This is a genomic window from Pseudomonas alloputida (genome assembly GCF_021283545.2).
GTDB lineage: Bacteria > Pseudomonadota > Gammaproteobacteria > Pseudomonadales > Pseudomonadaceae > Aquipseudomonas > Aquipseudomonas alloputida.
The window spans coordinates 4,981,809-4,998,034 of the sequence record NZ_CP128540.1 but is presented as its reverse complement, the minus strand read 5'-3'; the positions used below and the strand labels follow the sequence as shown (position 1 = coordinate 4,998,034).

Annotated in this window: 13 protein-coding genes; all 13 read left to right on the top strand. The window is 62.2% G+C overall.

Annotation, left to right across the window (positions count from 1 at the left end; genetic code table 11):
• Nucleotides 1-11: 11 nt before the first annotated feature.
• Complete coding sequence (gene uppS, locus LU682_RS23180) at nt 12-767, top strand: polyprenyl diphosphate synthase (RefSeq protein ID WP_010952675.1); 756 nt, start codon at nt 12-14, stop codon at nt 765-767.
• Nucleotides 767-1,582, top strand: coding sequence for a phosphatidate cytidylyltransferase (locus LU682_RS23175; RefSeq protein WP_010952676.1), 816 nt, complete (start codon nt 767-769; stop codon nt 1,580-1,582). The genes uppS and LU682_RS23175 overlap by 1 nt, the downstream gene beginning before the upstream one ends.
• Entirely contained in the window at nt 1,579-2,769 is a 1,191-nt protein-coding gene (gene ispC, locus LU682_RS23170; protein WP_049587431.1) for a 1-deoxy-D-xylulose-5-phosphate reductoisomerase, read from the top strand. Before LU682_RS23175 ends, ispC begins: the two co-directional genes overlap by 4 nt.
• A 71-nt stretch (nt 2,770-2,840) precedes the next feature.
• Nucleotides 2,841-4,193: an RIP metalloprotease RseP gene (gene rseP, locus LU682_RS23165; protein ID WP_049587451.1), complete on the top strand. Its 1,353-nt coding sequence runs from the start codon at nt 2,841-2,843 to the stop codon at nt 4,191-4,193.
• Nucleotides 4,194-4,266: 73 nt separating this feature from the next.
• Nucleotides 4,267-6,627 carry an outer membrane protein assembly factor BamA gene (gene bamA, locus LU682_RS23160; RefSeq protein WP_010952679.1) on the top strand — a complete coding sequence of 787 codons (2,361 nt, stop codon included), beginning with the start codon at nt 4,267-4,269 and terminating at the stop codon, nt 6,625-6,627.
• A 44-nt stretch (nt 6,628-6,671) separates the two neighbouring features.
• Entirely contained in the window at nt 6,672-7,175 is a 504-nt protein-coding gene (locus LU682_RS23155; protein WP_003252311.1) for an OmpH/Skp family outer membrane protein, read from the top strand.
• Nucleotide 7,176: 1 nt separating this feature from the next.
• The gene (gene lpxD, locus LU682_RS23150) at nt 7,177-8,232 is read left to right on the top strand and encodes a UDP-3-O-(3-hydroxymyristoyl)glucosamine N-acyltransferase (RefSeq protein WP_003252312.1); all 1,056 of its coding nucleotides are present in this window, start codon (nt 7,177-7,179) and stop codon (nt 8,230-8,232) included.
• A gap of 114 nt (nt 8,233-8,346) precedes the next feature.
• Nucleotides 8,347-8,787: a 3-hydroxyacyl-ACP dehydratase FabZ gene (gene fabZ, locus LU682_RS23145; protein WP_003252314.1), complete on the top strand. Its 441-nt coding sequence runs from the start codon at nt 8,347-8,349 to the stop codon at nt 8,785-8,787.
• Entirely contained in the window at nt 8,784-9,560 is a 777-nt protein-coding gene (gene lpxA, locus LU682_RS23140; RefSeq protein ID WP_010952681.1) for an acyl-ACP--UDP-N-acetylglucosamine O-acyltransferase, read from the top strand. Before fabZ ends, lpxA begins: the two co-directional genes overlap by 4 nt.
• 1 nt (nt 9,561) lies before the next feature.
• Entirely contained in the window at nt 9,562-10,689 is a 1,128-nt protein-coding gene (gene lpxB, locus LU682_RS23135; protein ID WP_010952682.1) for a lipid-A-disaccharide synthase, read from the top strand.
• Between the two features lies 1 nt (nt 10,690).
• Entirely contained in the window at nt 10,691-11,314 is a 624-nt protein-coding gene (gene rnhB / locus LU682_RS23130; RefSeq protein ID WP_003252319.1) for a ribonuclease HII, read from the top strand.
• A 186-nt stretch (nt 11,315-11,500) separates the two neighbouring features.
• A complete protein-coding gene (gene dnaE / locus LU682_RS23125; protein ID WP_010952683.1) occupies nt 11,501-15,025 on the top strand; it encodes a DNA polymerase III subunit alpha in 3,525 nt (1,174 codons plus the stop codon).
• A 106-nt stretch (nt 15,026-15,131) separates the two neighbouring features.
• Nucleotides 15,132-16,079, top strand: coding sequence for an acetyl-CoA carboxylase carboxyltransferase subunit alpha (locus LU682_RS23120; protein WP_003252323.1), 948 nt, complete (start codon nt 15,132-15,134; stop codon nt 16,077-16,079).
• Nucleotides 16,080-16,226: the final 147 nt, after the last annotated feature.

The window sequence follows — 16,226 nt, the reverse complement described above, 5'->3', positions numbered from 1 at the left end:
GGGGTTTTTTAATGGAAAAGACCAAGCCAGCGGCGCCGTCCTCGGTGCCGCGTCATGTCGCGATCATCATGGATGGCAACAACCGCTGGGCGAAAAAACGCCTGCTGCCCGGCGTGGCCGGGCACAAGGCGGGTGTGGATGCCGTTCGCGCGGTCATCGAAGTCTGTGCCAAGTCCGGGGTCGAGGTACTGACCCTGTTCGCCTTCTCCAGCGAGAACTGGCAGCGCCCTGCCGAAGAGGTCGGTGCGCTGATGGAGCTGTTCTTCTCGGCGCTGCGCCGTGAGGCCAAGCGCCTTGACGAGAACAACATCAGCCTGCGCATCATCGGCGACCGTTCGCGTTTCCATCCTGAGCTGCAGGCCGCCATGCGCGAGGCCGAGGCAGTGACCGCTGGCAACAACCGTTTCATTCTGCAGATAGCAGCCAACTACGGTGGCCAGTGGGACATCGCCCAGGCTGCCCAGCGGCTGGCGCGGGAAGTGCAAGCCGGGCACCTGCGCCCGGAAGACATCACCCCGGGTCTGCTGCAGACCTGCCTGGCAACCGGCGACCTGCCGTTACCGGACCTGTGCATTCGCACCGGTGGCGAGCACCGCATCAGCAATTTCCTGTTGTGGCAGCTGGCCTATGCCGAGTTGTACTTCTCCGACCTCTACTGGCCGGACTTCAAACACGAGGCCATGCGCAATGCCCTGGCCGATTTCGCTTCGCGCCAGCGCCGCTTCGGTAAGACCAGCGAGCAGGTCGAGGCTGGAGCTCGTGCTTAATGCTTAAACAACGCATCATTACTGCGCTGATCCTGCTGCCGGTCGCGCTGGGTGGTTTCTTCCTGCTCAATGGCGGGGATTTCGCCCTGTTCATCGGCTTCGTAGTGACCCTCGGTGCCTGGGAGTGGGCGCGCCTTGCCGGGCTGATGGCCCAGCCGCTGCGCATTGCCTATGCAGCGGTGGTCGCGGGGGCGCTGATGCTGCTGCACATCCTTCCGGAACTGGCGCCCTGGGTGCTGGGCGCTGCCGTGATCTGGTGGGGGCTGGCCACCTGGCTGGTGCTTACCTACCCGCGCAGCAGCGACCTGTGGGCCAGTGCGGCCTGTCGGTTGTTGATCGGCCTGCTGGTGTTGCTGCCGGCCTGGCAAGGGCTGGTGCTGCTCAAGCACTGGCCCTTGGGCAACTGGCTGATCCTGTCGGTCATGGTGCTGGTGTGGGCCGCCGACATCGGTGCGTACTTCTCTGGCCGGGCATTCGGCAAGCGCAAGCTGGCTCCCCAGGTCAGCCCAGGCAAGAGCTGGGAAGGCGTGTACGGTGGTCTGGCGGTCAGCCTGTTGATTACCCTGGGTGTCGGCATCAGCCGCGACTGGGGCTTTGGTCAGATCCTGCTGGGCCTGTTGGGCGCTGCGTTGCTGGTGATGTCCTCGGTGGTCGGTGACCTGACCGAGAGCATGTTCAAGCGTCGCTCCGGCATCAAGGACAGCAGCAATCTGCTGCCCGGGCATGGGGGTGTGCTCGATCGCATTGACAGCCTGACTGCCGCAATCCCGATCTTCGCCGTGCTGTTGTGGGCTGCCGAATGGGGTGTGATGTGAGTCGCCCGCAACGTATTACCGTGCTCGGGGCCACCGGCTCCATTGGCCTGAGTACGCTGGATGTGATTGCGCGTCATCCTGACCGTTATCAAGCGTTCGCCCTCACTGGCTATTCGCGCATCGACGAGCTGTTGGCGCTATGCGTGCGTCATCGTCCGGCCTTCGCTGTGGTGCCGAGCACCGAGGCGGCGGTGAGGTTGCGTGCGAGTCTGGCTGCGGCCGGTTGCACCACCGAGGTGCTGGAAGGTGAGGCCGGGCTTTGCCAAGTGGCGTCGGCCGCTGAAGTGGATGCAGTGATGGCAGCCATTGTCGGTGCTGCCGGCCTGCGCCCCACGCTGGCGGCAGTCGAGGCAGGCAAGAAGGTGTTGCTGGCCAACAAGGAAGCACTTGTGATGTCCGGCGCACTGTTCATGGAGGCGGTGCGGCAAAAGGGTGCCGTGCTGCTGCCGATCGACAGCGAACACAACGCTATCTTCCAGTGCATGCCAGGCGACTACGCCCGTGGCCTGAGTGCCGTCGGTGTGCGCCGGATCCTGCTTACCGCGTCCGGCGGGCCGTTCCGCGAAACGCCGGTCGAGGCGCTGCTGGACGTGACTCCGGAGCAAGCCTGTGCGCACCCCAACTGGTCCATGGGGCGCAAGATCTCCGTGGATTCGGCCAGCATGATGAACAAAGGCCTCGAGTTGATCGAAGCCTGCTGGTTGTTCGATGCCGTGCCGTCCAAGGTTGAGGTGGTGGTGCACCCGCAGAGCGTGATCCACTCGCTGGTCGACTACGTGGACGGTTCGGTACTCGCGCAGTTGGGCAACCCGGACATGCGTACGCCAATCGCCAACGCGTTGGCCTGGCCGGAACGGATCGATTCCGGGGTTGCCCCGCTGGACCTGTTCGCCATCGCCCGTCTGGATTTCCAGGCGCCCGACGAACAACGCTTCCCTTGCCTGCGCCTTGCGCGGCAGGCTGCCGAGGCCGGCAACAGCGCGCCTGCCGTGCTCAATGCGGCCAACGAAGTCGCGGTCCAGGCATTTCTTGAACGGCGCATCCGCTTCCCGGAGATCGCGGGTATGATCGAACAGGTACTCGACCAGGAACCCGTCGTACCGCTGCCGTCGCTGGATGCGGTATTTGCCGCCGATCAGCGTGCCCGGGAGCTTTCCCGTGAGTGGCTGAGGCGTCACGGCCGCTGATGCAGGCCCGCCAAGGTTCGTGAGGGGGCTGGGCAGGATGCCGGCCCGCTGAACATCATTCGGAGATGGACATGACAGCGCTCTACATGATTATCGGCACCCTCGTGGCTTTGGGTGTGCTGGTCACTTTCCACGAATTCGGTCACTTCTGGGTGGCGCGCCGCTGCGGCGTCAAGGTGCTGCGTTTCTCGGTGGGTTTCGGCACGCCGCTGCTGCGGTGGCATGACCGCCACGGCACCGAGTTCGTTGTTGCGGCCATTCCTCTGGGTGGCTACGTCAAGATGCTCGACGAGCGCGAAGGCGATGTGCCGCCAGCGCTGGCCGGGCAGTCGTTCAACCGCAAGTCGGTGCGCCAGCGTATTGCGATTGTCGCGGCAGGCCCGATCGCCAATTTTCTGCTGGCTATCCTGTTTTTCTGGGTGCTGGCGATGCTGGGTACCCAGCAAATCCGCCCGGTTATCGGCGCGGTCGACAGTGGCAGCCTGGCAGCATCTGCAGGGCTGACCGCGGGTCAGGAAATTGTTTCTGTGGATGGCAAGCCGACCAACGGTTGGTCGGCGGTCAATTTGCAGCTGGTTCGTCGTCTGGGCGAGAGCGGTACCTTGCAGATTGGCGTGCGCGATGAGGGCGCCAGCGCCGAGCGCCAGCTGCAGGTCAAGCTGGACAGTTGGCTCAAGGGCGCCGACGAGCCGGACCCGATTCAATCCCTGGGGCTGCGCCCTTGGCGCCCGGCGATCACCCCGGTGCTGGCCGAGATCGATCCGAAGGGGCCGGCTGCCGCTGCGGGCCTGAAAACCGGTGACAAGCTGCTGGCTCTGGATGATTTGGCAGTGACCGAATGGCAGCAGGTAGTCGACCGCGTGCGCGCCCGCCCGGATGCCAAGGTCGTGGTGCGAGTGGAGCGCGACGGCGCTGCCCTGGAACTGCCGGTGACCTTGGCCCGCAAGGGGGAGGGCAAGGCAGTCGGTGGCTATCTTGGCGCTGGTGTCAAAGGTGGCGAATGGCCTGCCAACATGCTCCGCGAAATCAGCTACGGCCCGCTGGATGCGGTGGGTGAGAGCTTGTCGCGTACCTGGAACATGAGCGTCCTGACCCTTGAATCGCTGAAGAAAATGCTGTTCGGGGAGCTCTCGGTAAAAAACTTGAGTGGACCGATAACCATTGCTAAAGTGGCGGGCGCTTCAGCCCAGTCCGGCGTGGGGGATTTCCTGAATTTCCTGGCCTACCTGAGCATAAGCCTGGGGGTTCTTAACCTGCTGCCCATTCCAGTACTGGACGGGGGGCATTTGCTGTTTTACCTGGTCGAGTGGGCGCGCGGTCGTCCGCTGTCGGATCGGGTGCAAGGTTGGGGGGTTCAGATCGGTATCAGTTTGGTCATAGGGGTGATGTTGCTCGCCCTGATCAACGATCTGGGTCGACTATAAAGCTTCGCTCAATTGCGAACCTGCCGTTCTGTGACGGCAGGTTGTTTATTGCCAGTTGGAATAAAAGGACTTCATGAAACGTCTGCTGCTAACTGCGGTCATGTCCGCACTGATGATCGCTGAAGTTCACGCCGAGTCCTTCACCATCTCCGATATTCGCGTCAACGGCCTGCAGCGGGTTTCCGCTGGCAGTGTGTTCGGTGCCTTGCCGCTGAACGTCGGCGACCAGGCTGACGACCGCCGCCTGGTGGACTCGACTCGTTCCCTGTTCAAGACCGGGTTCTTCCAGGACATCCAGTTGAGCCGCGATGGCAATGTGCTGATCATCAACGTGGTCGAGCGCCCGTCGGTGTCGAGCATCGAGATTGAAGGCAACAAGGCGATCAGCACCGAAGACCTGATGAAGGGCCTGAAGCAATCGGGCCTGGCCGAAGGCGAGATCTTCCAGCGTGCCACCCTCGAAGGTGTGCGTAACGAACTGCAACGCCAGTACGTGGCCCAAGGGCGCTACTCGGCCGAGGTCGATGCCGAAGTGGTGCCGCAGCCGCGCAACCGTGTGGCCCTGAAGATCAAGATCAACGAAGGCACCGTCGCCGCCATCCAGCACATCAACATCGTTGGCAACAACGTATTCGATGATGAGACCCTGGGGCAGCTGTTCGAGCTGAAGACCACCAACTGGCTGTCGTTCTTCAAGAACGACGACAAGTACGCCCGTGAAAAACTCTCCGGTGACCTGGAGCGCCTGCGTTCCTACTACCTGGACCGCGGCTACATCAACATGGACATCGCCTCCACCCAGGTGTCCATCACGCCGGACAAGAAGCACGTCTACATCACCGTCAACATCAACGAAGGCGAGAAATACACCGTTCGCGACGTGAAGCTGTCCGGTGACCTCAAGGTGCCGGAAGACCAGGTCAAGTCGCTGCTGCTGGTGCAGCCGGGGCAGGTATTCTCGCGCAAGGTGATGACCACCACGTCCGAGCTGATCACCCGCCGGCTGGGTAACGAAGGCTACACCTTCGCTAACGTCAACGGCGTGCCGCAACCCAACGACCAGGACCACACGGTCGACATCATGTTCGTGGTCGACCCGGGCAAGCGTGCCTACGTCAACCGCATCAACTACCGCGGCAACACCAAGACCGAAGACGAAGTGCTGCGTCGCGAAATGCGCCAGATGGAAGGCGGCTGGGCGTCGACCTACCTGATCGACCAGTCCAAGACCCGTCTTGAGCGCCTGGGCTTCTTCAAGGAAGTCAACGTCGAGACCCCGCAGGTGCCTGGCACTGACGACCAGGTCGACGTCAACTACAGCGTCGAAGAGCAGGCCTCCGGCTCGATCACCGCCAGCGTCGGTTTCGCCCAGAGCGCCGGCCTGATCCTGGGTGGTTCGATCAGCCAGAGCAACTTCCTCGGTACCGGTAACAAGGTATCCATCGGCCTGACCCGTTCGGAATACCAGACCCGTTACAACTTCGGCTTCGTTGATCCCTACTTCACCGCCGATGGCGTCAGCCTGGGCTACAACGCCTTCTATCGCAGCACCGATTACGACGACCTCGACGTCGACGTTGCCAGCTATGCGGTGGACAGCTACGGTGCCGGCGTCAGCCTGGGCTACCCGATCAGCGAAACCTCGCGCCTGACCTACGGCCTGAGCGTGCAGCAGGACAAGATCAAGACCGGCAAATACACCGTTGACGAGATCTTCGACTTCCTCGAGGAGGAAGGTGACAACTTCCTGAACTTCAAGGCCTCGATCGGCTGGTCCGAGTCGACCCTGAACAAAGGCGTACTGGCCACCCGTGGTCACTCGCAAAGCCTGACCCTGGAGTCCACCGTTCCGGGCAGCGACCTGTCGTTCTTCAAGCTTGACTACCGTGGCCAGCTGTTCAAGCCGATCACCAGCGACTACACCCTGCGCCTGCATACCGAGCTGGGCTATGGTGATGGTTACGGCAGCACCTCCGGTCTGCCGTTCTACGAGAACTATTTCGCGGGTGGTTTCAACTCCGTCCGTGGCTTCAAGGACAGCAGCCTGGGCCCGCGCAGTACCCCGAGCATCGGTGAGGCCGCAGGTGGCAAGCCAGGCACCATCGCCGACCCGGATCAGGATCCGTTGCCGTTTGGTGGTAACGTGCTGGTGCAAGGCGGTGCCGAACTGCTGTTCCCGCTGCCGTTCGTCAAGGACCAGCGTTCACTGCGCACCTCTGTGTTCTGGGACGTGGGTAACGTGTTCGACACCAATTGCGGCAACAAACCTGATTGCGAGAAGGTCGGGTTCTCGGGCATGGCCAGTTCGGTCGGCCTGGGCGTGACCTGGATTACCGCACTGGGCCCCCTGAGCTTCAGCCTGGCAATGCCGGTCAAGAAGCCGGACGATGCCGATACCCAGGTGTTCCAATTCTCTCTGGGCCAGACCTTCTAAGGTCGGCCCTTGCTTAATGACAACGGTTTATCCAGGAGTGCATCGTGCGTAAATTGGCTCAATTGGCCGTAGTGGCCGCGGCGCTGGTCGCCACCCCGGCTTTCGCCGAAATGAAGGTTGCCGTCCTGAACTACCAGATGGCCCTGCTCGAGTCGGATGCCGCCAAGAAGTATGCGGTTGATGCCGAGAAGAAATTCGGTCCGCAACTGACCAAGCTGAAAAGCCTGGAAAGCAGTGCCAAGGGCATCCAGGACCGCCTGATCAAGGGCGGCGACAAGATGCAGCAGCAGGAGCGTGAGCGCCTGGAGCTCGAGTTCAAGCAAAAGGCCCGCGATTTCCAGTTCCAGTCCAAGGAACTGAACGAAGCCAAGGCCGTTGCTGATCGCGACATGCTCAAGCAACTGAAGCCGAAGCTGGATGGTGCTGTCGAGGAAGTGATCAAGAAGGGCGGCTACGACCTGGTCCTCGAGCGTGGTGCGGTCATCGATGTCAAACCTCAGTACGACATCACCCGCCAAGTCATCGAGCGCATGAACCAAGCCCGTTGATATGAGTGTGACCATGACGCTAGGCCAGCTGGCCGAGGTACTCGGAGCTACCCTCAAGGGGCCCGAGGCGCTGCAGATTACCGGGTTGGCCACCTTGCAGGAGGCTGGCCCGACGCAGTTGAGCTTCCTCGCCAACCCGCAGTACCGCAAGTACCTGGATAACAGCCAGGCCGGCGCGGTGCTGCTCAAGGCTGCGGATGCCGAAAGCTTTGCCGGCAATACCCTGGTCGTGGCGGACCCGTACCTGGCTTACGCGCGAATTTCCCACCTGTTCGATCCCAAACCCAAGGCTGAGGCGGGTATACATCCCAGCGCCGTGGTGGCGGAAGATGCCCAGGTGGACGCCAGCGCCAGCATCGGGCCGTTCGCGGTCATCGAAAGTGGTGCGCGCATCGGCGCCAACGTCAGCATCGGCGCACACTGCTTCATCGGTGCCCGCTGTGTGGTCGGTGAAGGTGGTTGGCTGGCACCGCGGGTCACGCTGTATCACGACGTGACCATCGGTAAGCGTGTGGTCATCCAGTCGGGTGCCGTGATCGGCGGCGAGGGCTTCGGCTTTGCCAACGAAAAGGGCATCTGGCGCAAGATTGCGCAGATCGGCGGCGTCACCATTGGTGATGACGTGGAGATCGGCGTCAATACTGCTGTCGACCGTGGCGCGCTGTCCGACACCCGGATCGGCGACGGGGTCAAGCTGGATAACCAGATCCAGATCGCTCACAACGTACAGATCGGTGATCACACTGCCATGGCCGCTTGCGTCGGAATCTCCGGCAGCACGCGCATCGGCAAGCACTGCATGCTGGCCGGGGGTGTGGGGCTGGTTGGGCACATCGATATTTGCGATAACGTTTTCGTTTCCGGAATGACCATGGTTACCCGTTCGATCACTGAACCGGGTTCCTATTCTTCCGGCACTGCCATGCAGCCGCTGGCTGACTGGCGCAAGAGCGCCGCGCGTATCCGCCACCTGGACGACATGGCCAAGCGTCTCCAGCAGCTGGAAAAACGCGTCGATACCGTGACCTCAGGTGGCCTGCCGACATCAGAAGGCTGATACCATTCCCTGAGCAAGAGTGAACAGTCGCTAGCTGGCTCCTCTTTGGATTGCAAAAGGAGCGTGTGGTCAGCACCTGCGCTCCCTATTCTTATTACAGGCTTCCCCACCGAAATGATGGACATCAACGAGATTCGCGAATACCTGCCTCACCGCTACCCGTTCCTGCTGGTAGACCGTGTGACGGATCTGGACTTCGAGGCCCAGAGCATTCGTGCCTACAAGAATGTCAGCATCAATGAGCCGTTTTTCAATGGCCACTTCCCGGCACACCCGATCATGCCGGGTGTCCTGATCATCGAAGCCATGGCCCAGGCGGCCGGCATCCTTGGTTTCAAGATGCTCGATGCCAAGCCGGCCGATGGCACCCTGTACTACTTTGTCGGTTCCGACAAACTGCGTTTCCGTCAGCCGGTTCTGCCGGGTGACCAGCTTGTGCTGGAAGCCAAGTTCCTCAGCCGTAAAAGCATGATCTGGAAGTTCGAGTGCCGCGCCCTTGTCGATGGCAAGCCGGTCTGCTCGGCAGAAATCACCTGCGCGGAACGCTCCCTATGAATTCGATTGATCCTCGGGCCATTATCGATCCGTCGGCCAAGCTGGCCGACGGCGTCGAGGTCGGCCCTTGGTCGATCGTTGGCCCTGATGTAGAAATCGGGGAGGGCACCGTTATCGGCCCGCATGTTGTGCTCAAAGGCCCGACCCGCATCGGCAAGCACAACCGTATCTTTCAGTTTTCCTCGATCGGTGAAGACACCCCGGACCTTAAGTACAAGGGTGAGCCGACGCGCCTGGTGATCGGCGATCACAATGTGATTCGCGAAGGGGTGACCATCCACCGCGGTACTGTTCAGGACCGCGCGGAAACCACCGTGGGTGACCATAACCTGATCATGGCCTATGCCCACATTGGCCACGACAGTGTCATCGGCAACCACTGCATCCTGGTCAACAACACGGCGTTGGCAGGTCATGTACATGTGGGTGACTGGGCGATCCTGTCCGGTTACACCCTGGTTCACCAGTACTGCCACATTGGCGCCCACGCGTTTTCCGGCATGGGCACGGCCATTGGCAAGGACGTTCCGGCCTTCGTTACCGTGTTCGGCAGCCCCGCCGAAGCCCGCAGCATGAACTTCGAGGGCATGCGCCGCCGCGGTTTCAGCGACGAGGTGATCCATGTGCTGCGTCGTTGCTACAAGATTGTCTACCGTCAGGGCCTGACCGTAGAAGACGCGCTCAAGGAGCTGGCCGAACCGGCCACGCAACACCCTGAGGTCGAGCTGTTCCGTCAGTCGATCCTGAGCTCCGCTCGCGGCATCACGCGCTGATATGGCCCAGCTTTGCGTAGCGCTGGTCGCCGGTGAGGCCAGTGGCGATATCCTTGGTTCAGGCTTGATGCGTGCCCTCAAGGCGCGCCACCCCGACGTGCGTTTCATCGGGGTTGGCGGCCCCTTGATGGAGGCCGAGGGCCTGCAATCCTATTTCCCCATGGAGCGCCTGGCCGTCATGGGGCTAGTCGAGGTACTGGGGCGCCTGCGCGAACTGCTCAAGCGCCGCAAGCTGCTGATCCAGACCCTGATCGAAGAAAAGCCCGACGTATTCATCGGCATCGACGCCCCTGACTTCACCCTCAACATCGAGCTCAAGCTGCGCCAGGCCGGGATCAAGACCGTGCACTATGTCAGCCCGTCAGTGTGGGCCTGGCGGCAGAAGCGCGTGCTGAAGATCCGCGAAGGCTGCGACCTGATGCTGACGCTGCTGCCGTTCGAGGCGCGGTTCTACGAAGAGCAGGGTGTGCCAGTGCGTTTTGTCGGCCACCCGCTGGCAGACACCATACCGCTTGAAGCCGACCGCCCGGCCGCGCGTGCCGCGCTGGGCCTGGGCGAGGGGCCGGTGGTGGCGTTGATGCCGGGCAGCCGGGGTGGCGAAGTAGGGCGCTTGGGCGCGCTGTTCCTCGACGCCGCCGAGCGCCTCAGCCAACAAGTGCCGGGTGTGCGCTTCGTGTTGCCCTGCGCCAACGCCACGCGGCGCGCCCAGATCGAACAGATGCTTGAAGGGCGCCAACTGCCGCTGACCCTGCTCGATGGCCAGTCGCACCAGGCCCTGGCGGCCTGTGACGCGGTGCTGATCGCCTCGGGCACCGCCACCCTCGAGGCGTTGCTGTACAAGCGGCCGATGGTAGTGGCGTACCGCCTGGCGCCCTTGACCTTCTGGATTCTCAAGCGTCTGGTGAAAAGCCCTTACGTGTCATTGCCGAACCTGCTGGCCCAGCGAGAGCTGGTGCCCGAGTTGCTGCAGGACGACGCTACCAGCGAAGCGCTGGCCAACACCCTGGCGCCGCTGGTGCGCGATGGAAGCCAGCAGACCGAACGTTTCGACGAAATTCACCGCACCCTGCGCCGTGACGCCTCCAATCAGGCGGCCGAGGCGGTACTGGCCCTGCTCAAGGACCGCTGACATGCAAATTGGACTGGACTTCAACTTGGTAGAAGACCTGGTTGCCGGCGTTGATGAAGTGGGCCGTGGCCCGCTGTGCGGCGCGGTGGTAACGGCGGCGGTGATTCTTGATCCTGCACGGCCGATTCTCGGTCTGAACGATTCTAAGAAACTCACCGAAGCCAGGCGTGAGGCGCTGTTCGACGAGATCTGCGAAAAGGCCTTGAGCTTCTGCATCGCCCGCGCCGAAGTCGAGGAAATCGACAGCCTGAACATCCTGCAAGCCACCATGCTGGCCATGCAGCGGGCAGTGGAGGGGTTGCACATTACGCCAAAGCTGGCCCTGATCGATGGCAATCGCTGCCCGAAGCTGGCGGTGCCGGCAGCACCGGTGGTCAAGGGGGATAGCCAGGTGCCGGCCATTGCGGCGGCATCGATCCTGGCCAAGGTGACCCGTGATCGGGAGATGAGTGCGTTCGAACTGATCTACCCGGGTTATGGCATTGGCGGGCACAAGGGCTACCCGACCCCGGTGCATCTCGAGGCGTTGGCACGTCTTGGGCCTACGCCCATTCATCGGCGTTCCTTCGCCCCGGTGCGGGCGGCTTGGGAAGCGCGCGAAGGCGTCACCGATTCCCTGATCTGACCTATTGGGGCCGCTTCGCGGCCCTTCGCGGGCACGCCCGCTCTCACAGGATTCATCGGTCTGAGCGGCGGGGCCGTACCTGTGGGAGCGGGCGTGCCCGCGAAGGGCTGCAAAGCAGCCCCAAAAAAAGCCCCTAGTTAGGCTACAATCCCGCCCTTGTCGTTAAGCACTGCTACAGGATCTTCCATGTCGGTTCCCTTCGTTCACCTGCGCGTCCACTCCGAATTCTCGCTGGTCGACGGCCTGGTGCGGATCAAACCGCTGGCCAAGGCGCTGACCGGGATGAACATGCCGGCGGTCGCGATCACCGATCAGAGCAACATGTGCTCGCTGGTGAAGTTCTACAAGACTGCCATGGGCGCCGGCATCAAACCGATCTGCGGTGCCGACCTGTGGCTGGCCGGTGCCGACCCGGAAGCCCCGCTGTCGCGCATCTGCTTCCTGGCCATGGACCCCAAGGGCTATCGCAACCTCACCGAACTGATCTCGCGCGGCTGGACCGATGGCCAGCGCAATGGCCTGGTCATCCTCCAGCGTGAATGGATCGCCCCGGCCAGCGAGGGCCTGATTGCCCTGTCCGCGGGCAAGGAAGGCGACATTGGCATGGCGCTGCTGGCGGGGCGGCAAGACGAAGCCGAAGCGCTTCTTCAAGACTGGATGGGCATGTTCCCCGAGCGCTTCTACGTTGAAGTGCAGCGCACCAATCGGGCACGCGACGAAGAATACGTGCACGCGGCGGTGGCATTGGCCGACAAGCTTGGCGCCCCGCTGGTGGCTACCAACGACGTACGTTTCATCAAGCAGGCGGACTTCGACGCCCACGAGACCCGCGTATGCATTGGCGAGGGATGGACCCTTGACGACCCGCGCCGTCCGCGTTGCTACAGCGACCAGCAGTACCTGAAGTCGGCCGAGGAAATGGCCGAGCTCTTCAGCGACCTGCCCGACGCCATCGCCAACACCGTCGAGATTGCCAAGCGCTGCAACATCCAGGTGCAACTGGGCAAGTACTTCCTGCCTGACTTCCCCACGCCCAACGGCATGGGCATCGACGACTACCTGCGGCATGTGGCCCACGAAGGCCTGGAAGAGCGCCTGGCCGTGCTGTGGCCGAAAGAGACCACGCCCAATTATGAAGAAAAGCGTCAGGTTTACCTGGACCGCCTGAAGTTCGAGCTGGACATCATCATCCAGATGGGCTTCCCCGGTTACTTCCTGATTGTTATGGACTTCATCAAATGGGCCAAGAACAACGACGTACCGGTGGGCCCGGGTCGTGGTTCGGGTGCCGGCTCGCTGGTGGCCTATGTCCTGAAGATCACCGATCTCGACCCGCTGGCCTACGACCTGCTGTTCGAGCGCTTCCTCAACCCTGAACGTGTTTCCATGCCCGACTTCGACGTCGACTTCTGCATGGACGGCCGTGACCGGGTGATCGACTACGTGGCTGAGGCCTACGGCCGTAACGCGGTGAGCCAGATCATCACCTTCGGTACCATGGCCGCCAAGGCGGTGGTGCGTGACGTGGCGCGGGTGCAAGGCAAATCCTATGGCCTGGCCGACCGCCTGTCGAAGATGATCCCCTTCGAAGTGGGCATGACCCTGGAGAAGGCCTACGAGCAGGAAGAAATCCTGCGTGACTTCCTCAAGGGCGACGAAGACGCCCGTGAAATCTGGGACATGGCCCTGAAGCTGGAGGGTGTGACCCGGGGTACCGGCAAGCACGCCGGTGGTGTGGTTATCGCACCGACCAAGCTCACCGACTTTTCGCCGATCGCCTGTGATGAAGAGGGTGGTGGCCTGGTAACCCAGTTCGACAAGGATGACGTCGAGGCCGCCGGCCTGGTGAAGTTCGACTTCCTCGGCCTGCGTACCTTGACCATCATCAAGTGGGCGATGGAGATCATCAACCGCGAGCAGGCCAAGAAGAACCTGCCCGACCTCAACATCGACTTCATCCCGCTGGACGACCGCAAGACCTACGAGCTGCTGCAGAAGGCCGAAACCACGGCGGTGTTCCAGCTTGAATCGCGCGGCATGAAGGAGCTGATCAAGAAGCTCAAGCCCGACTGCCTGGAAGACCTGATCGCACTGGTTGCGTTGTTCCGCCCGGGCCCGCTGCAATCGGGCATGGTGGACGACTTCATCAACCGCAAGCACGGCCGCGCCGAGCTGGCCTACCCGCACTCCGACTACCAGTACGAAGGCCTCAAGCCGGTACTGGCGCCAACCTACGGCATCATCCTGTACCAGGAACAGGTGATGCAGATCGCCCAGGTGATGGCAGGTTATACCCTGGGTGGCGCCGACATGCTGCGCCGGGCCATGGGTAAGAAAAAGCCCGAGGAAATGGCCAAGCAGCGCGGTGGTTTCATCGAAGGTTGCGTGGCCAACAATATTGATGCGGACCTCGCCGGTAACATCTTCGACCTGGTAGAGAAGTTCGCGGGCTACGGCTTCAACAAATCCCACTCCGCCGCCTATGGCCTGGTGTCGTACCAGACCGCCTGGCTGAAAACCCACTACCCGGCGCCATTCATGGCCGCGGTCCTGTCGGCGGATATGCATAACACCGACAAGGTGGTGGTGCTGGTGGAGGAGGTGCGCAGCATGAAGCTGCGCCTCGACGCGCCGGACGTGAACTTCTCGGACTTCAAGTTCACCGTCAACAACGACGGCCGTATCGTCTACGGCCTTGGTGCCATCAAGGGTGTCGGCGAAGGCCCGGTGGAGGCGATTGTCGAGGCTCGTGCCCAAGGCGGTCCCTTCAAGGACCTGTTCGATTTCTGTGAACGCATCGACCTCAAACGGGTCAACAAGCGTACCCTTGATGCGCTGGTGCGCAGTGGCGCGCTGGACCGCCTTGGCCCGCACTTCCATGACGAGATCAAGGCCTACCACGCCAACATCGACATCAACCGGGCAACCTTGCTGTCGGCGCTGGGCGAGGCCATCAAGGCAGCCGAGCAGGCTGCGCATACCGCTGACAGTGGCCATGTCGACCTGTTCGGCAGCATGTTCGACGCGGCAGATGTCGACGTCTATGCCAACCATCGCAAGGTGCGCGAGCTCACCCTCAAGGAGCGTCTGAAGGGGGAGAAGGACACCCTTGGCCTGTACCTCACCGGCCACCCGATCGACGAGTACGAGACCGAGATCCGCCGCTTCGCACGCCAGCGCATCGTCGATCTCAAGCCGTCGCGCGAAACCCAGACCATCGCGGGCATGATCATTGCCCTGCGGGTGATGAAGAACAAGAAGGGCGACAAGATGGGCTTCGTCACCCTGGATGACCGTTCCGGGCGGATCGAGGCATCGCTGTTTGCCGATGCCTTCATGGCGGCACAGTCCTTGCTGCAGACCGATGCGATGGTGGTGGTGGAAGGCGAGGTCAGCAATGACGACTTCTCCGGGGGCTTGCGCCTGCGGGTGAAGCAGGTGATGACCATGGAAGACGCGCGCACCAAGCTGGCCGAGAGCCTGCGCCTGAAGGTGGCGCACGACGCACTGAAGGGCGACCGGCTGAAGTGGCTGGGCGAGCTGATCACCCGCCATCGCGGTGCCTGCCCGATCACGCTGGAGTACACCGGCAGTGACGCCAAGGCCATGCTGCAGTTTGGCGAGCAGTGGGCGATCGACCCGGCCGATGGGCTGATTCAGGCGCTGCGTGACCAGTTCGGGCGTGAGAACGTCTTCCTGCAATATCGTTGAACCGACAAAAATTTAATCTCGACCTGAATGCGCCTGATCCCGTAAGGTATGGCGCCAAACGGATCAACCGGCCGGCCGCCTGGCCGTAGACCCAAGACGGATGACTATGAACCCGAATTTCCTCGACTTCGAACAGCCGATTGCCGACCTGCAAGCCAAGATCGAAGGCCTGCGCCTGGTGGGCAACGACAACTCGCTGAACATCAGCGATGAAATTGCCCGTCTGCAAGACAAGAGCAACACCCTGACCGAAAGCATCTTCGGCAACCTGACCAGCTGGCAGATCGCCCGCCTGGCCCGTCACCCGCGTCGTCCTTACACCCTGGACTACCTGGAGCACATCTTCACCGAGTTCGAAGAGCTGCACGGGGACCGTCACTTCTCTGACGACGCCGCCATCGTGGGTGGTACTGCGCGTCTGGACGGCAAGCCGGTCATGGTCATTGGCCACCAGAAGGGCCGTGAAGTGCGCGAGAAAGTGCGTCGCAACTTCGGCATGCCGCGCCCGGAAGGCTACCGCAAGGCCTGTCGCCTGATGGAAATGGCCGAACGCTTCAAGATGCCGATCCTGACCTTCATCGACACGCCGGGCGCCTACCCGGGCATCGACGCCGAAGAGCGCAACCAGAGTGAAGCCATCGCCTGGAACCTGCGGGTCATGGCACGCCTGAAAACCCCGATCATCGCTACCGTGATCGGTGAGGGTGGTTCCGGTGGGGCACTGGCCATTGGCGTGTGCGACCAACTGAACATGCTGCAGTACTCCACCTACTCGGTGATCTCGCCGGAAGGCTGTGCTTCGATTCTGTGGAAAACTGCCGATAAAGCAGCAGACGCGGCCGAGGCCATGGGCATCACCGCCGAGCGTCTGAAGAGCCTGAACATTGTCGACAAGGTCATCCAGGAGCCGCTGGGCGGCGCCCACCGTGATCCGGCCAAGATGTCCGAAAGCATCCGTGCCGATCTGGTGCAGCAGCTGGACATGCTCGGCAAGTTCGACAACGATGCGCTACTGGCCCGTCGTTACGAGCGCCTGATGAGCTACGGCCTCTAATTCTGATTTGCCCCGGGGCCGTTTTGCGGCCCTTGTGATTGATGGCACCGGCTTCGCCGGTGTTCGCGGGTAAACCCGCTCCTACAGGTATTGCGCTGCCCTTGAGGCTTGCGCCGTACGTGTGGGAGCGGGCATGCCCGCGAATGC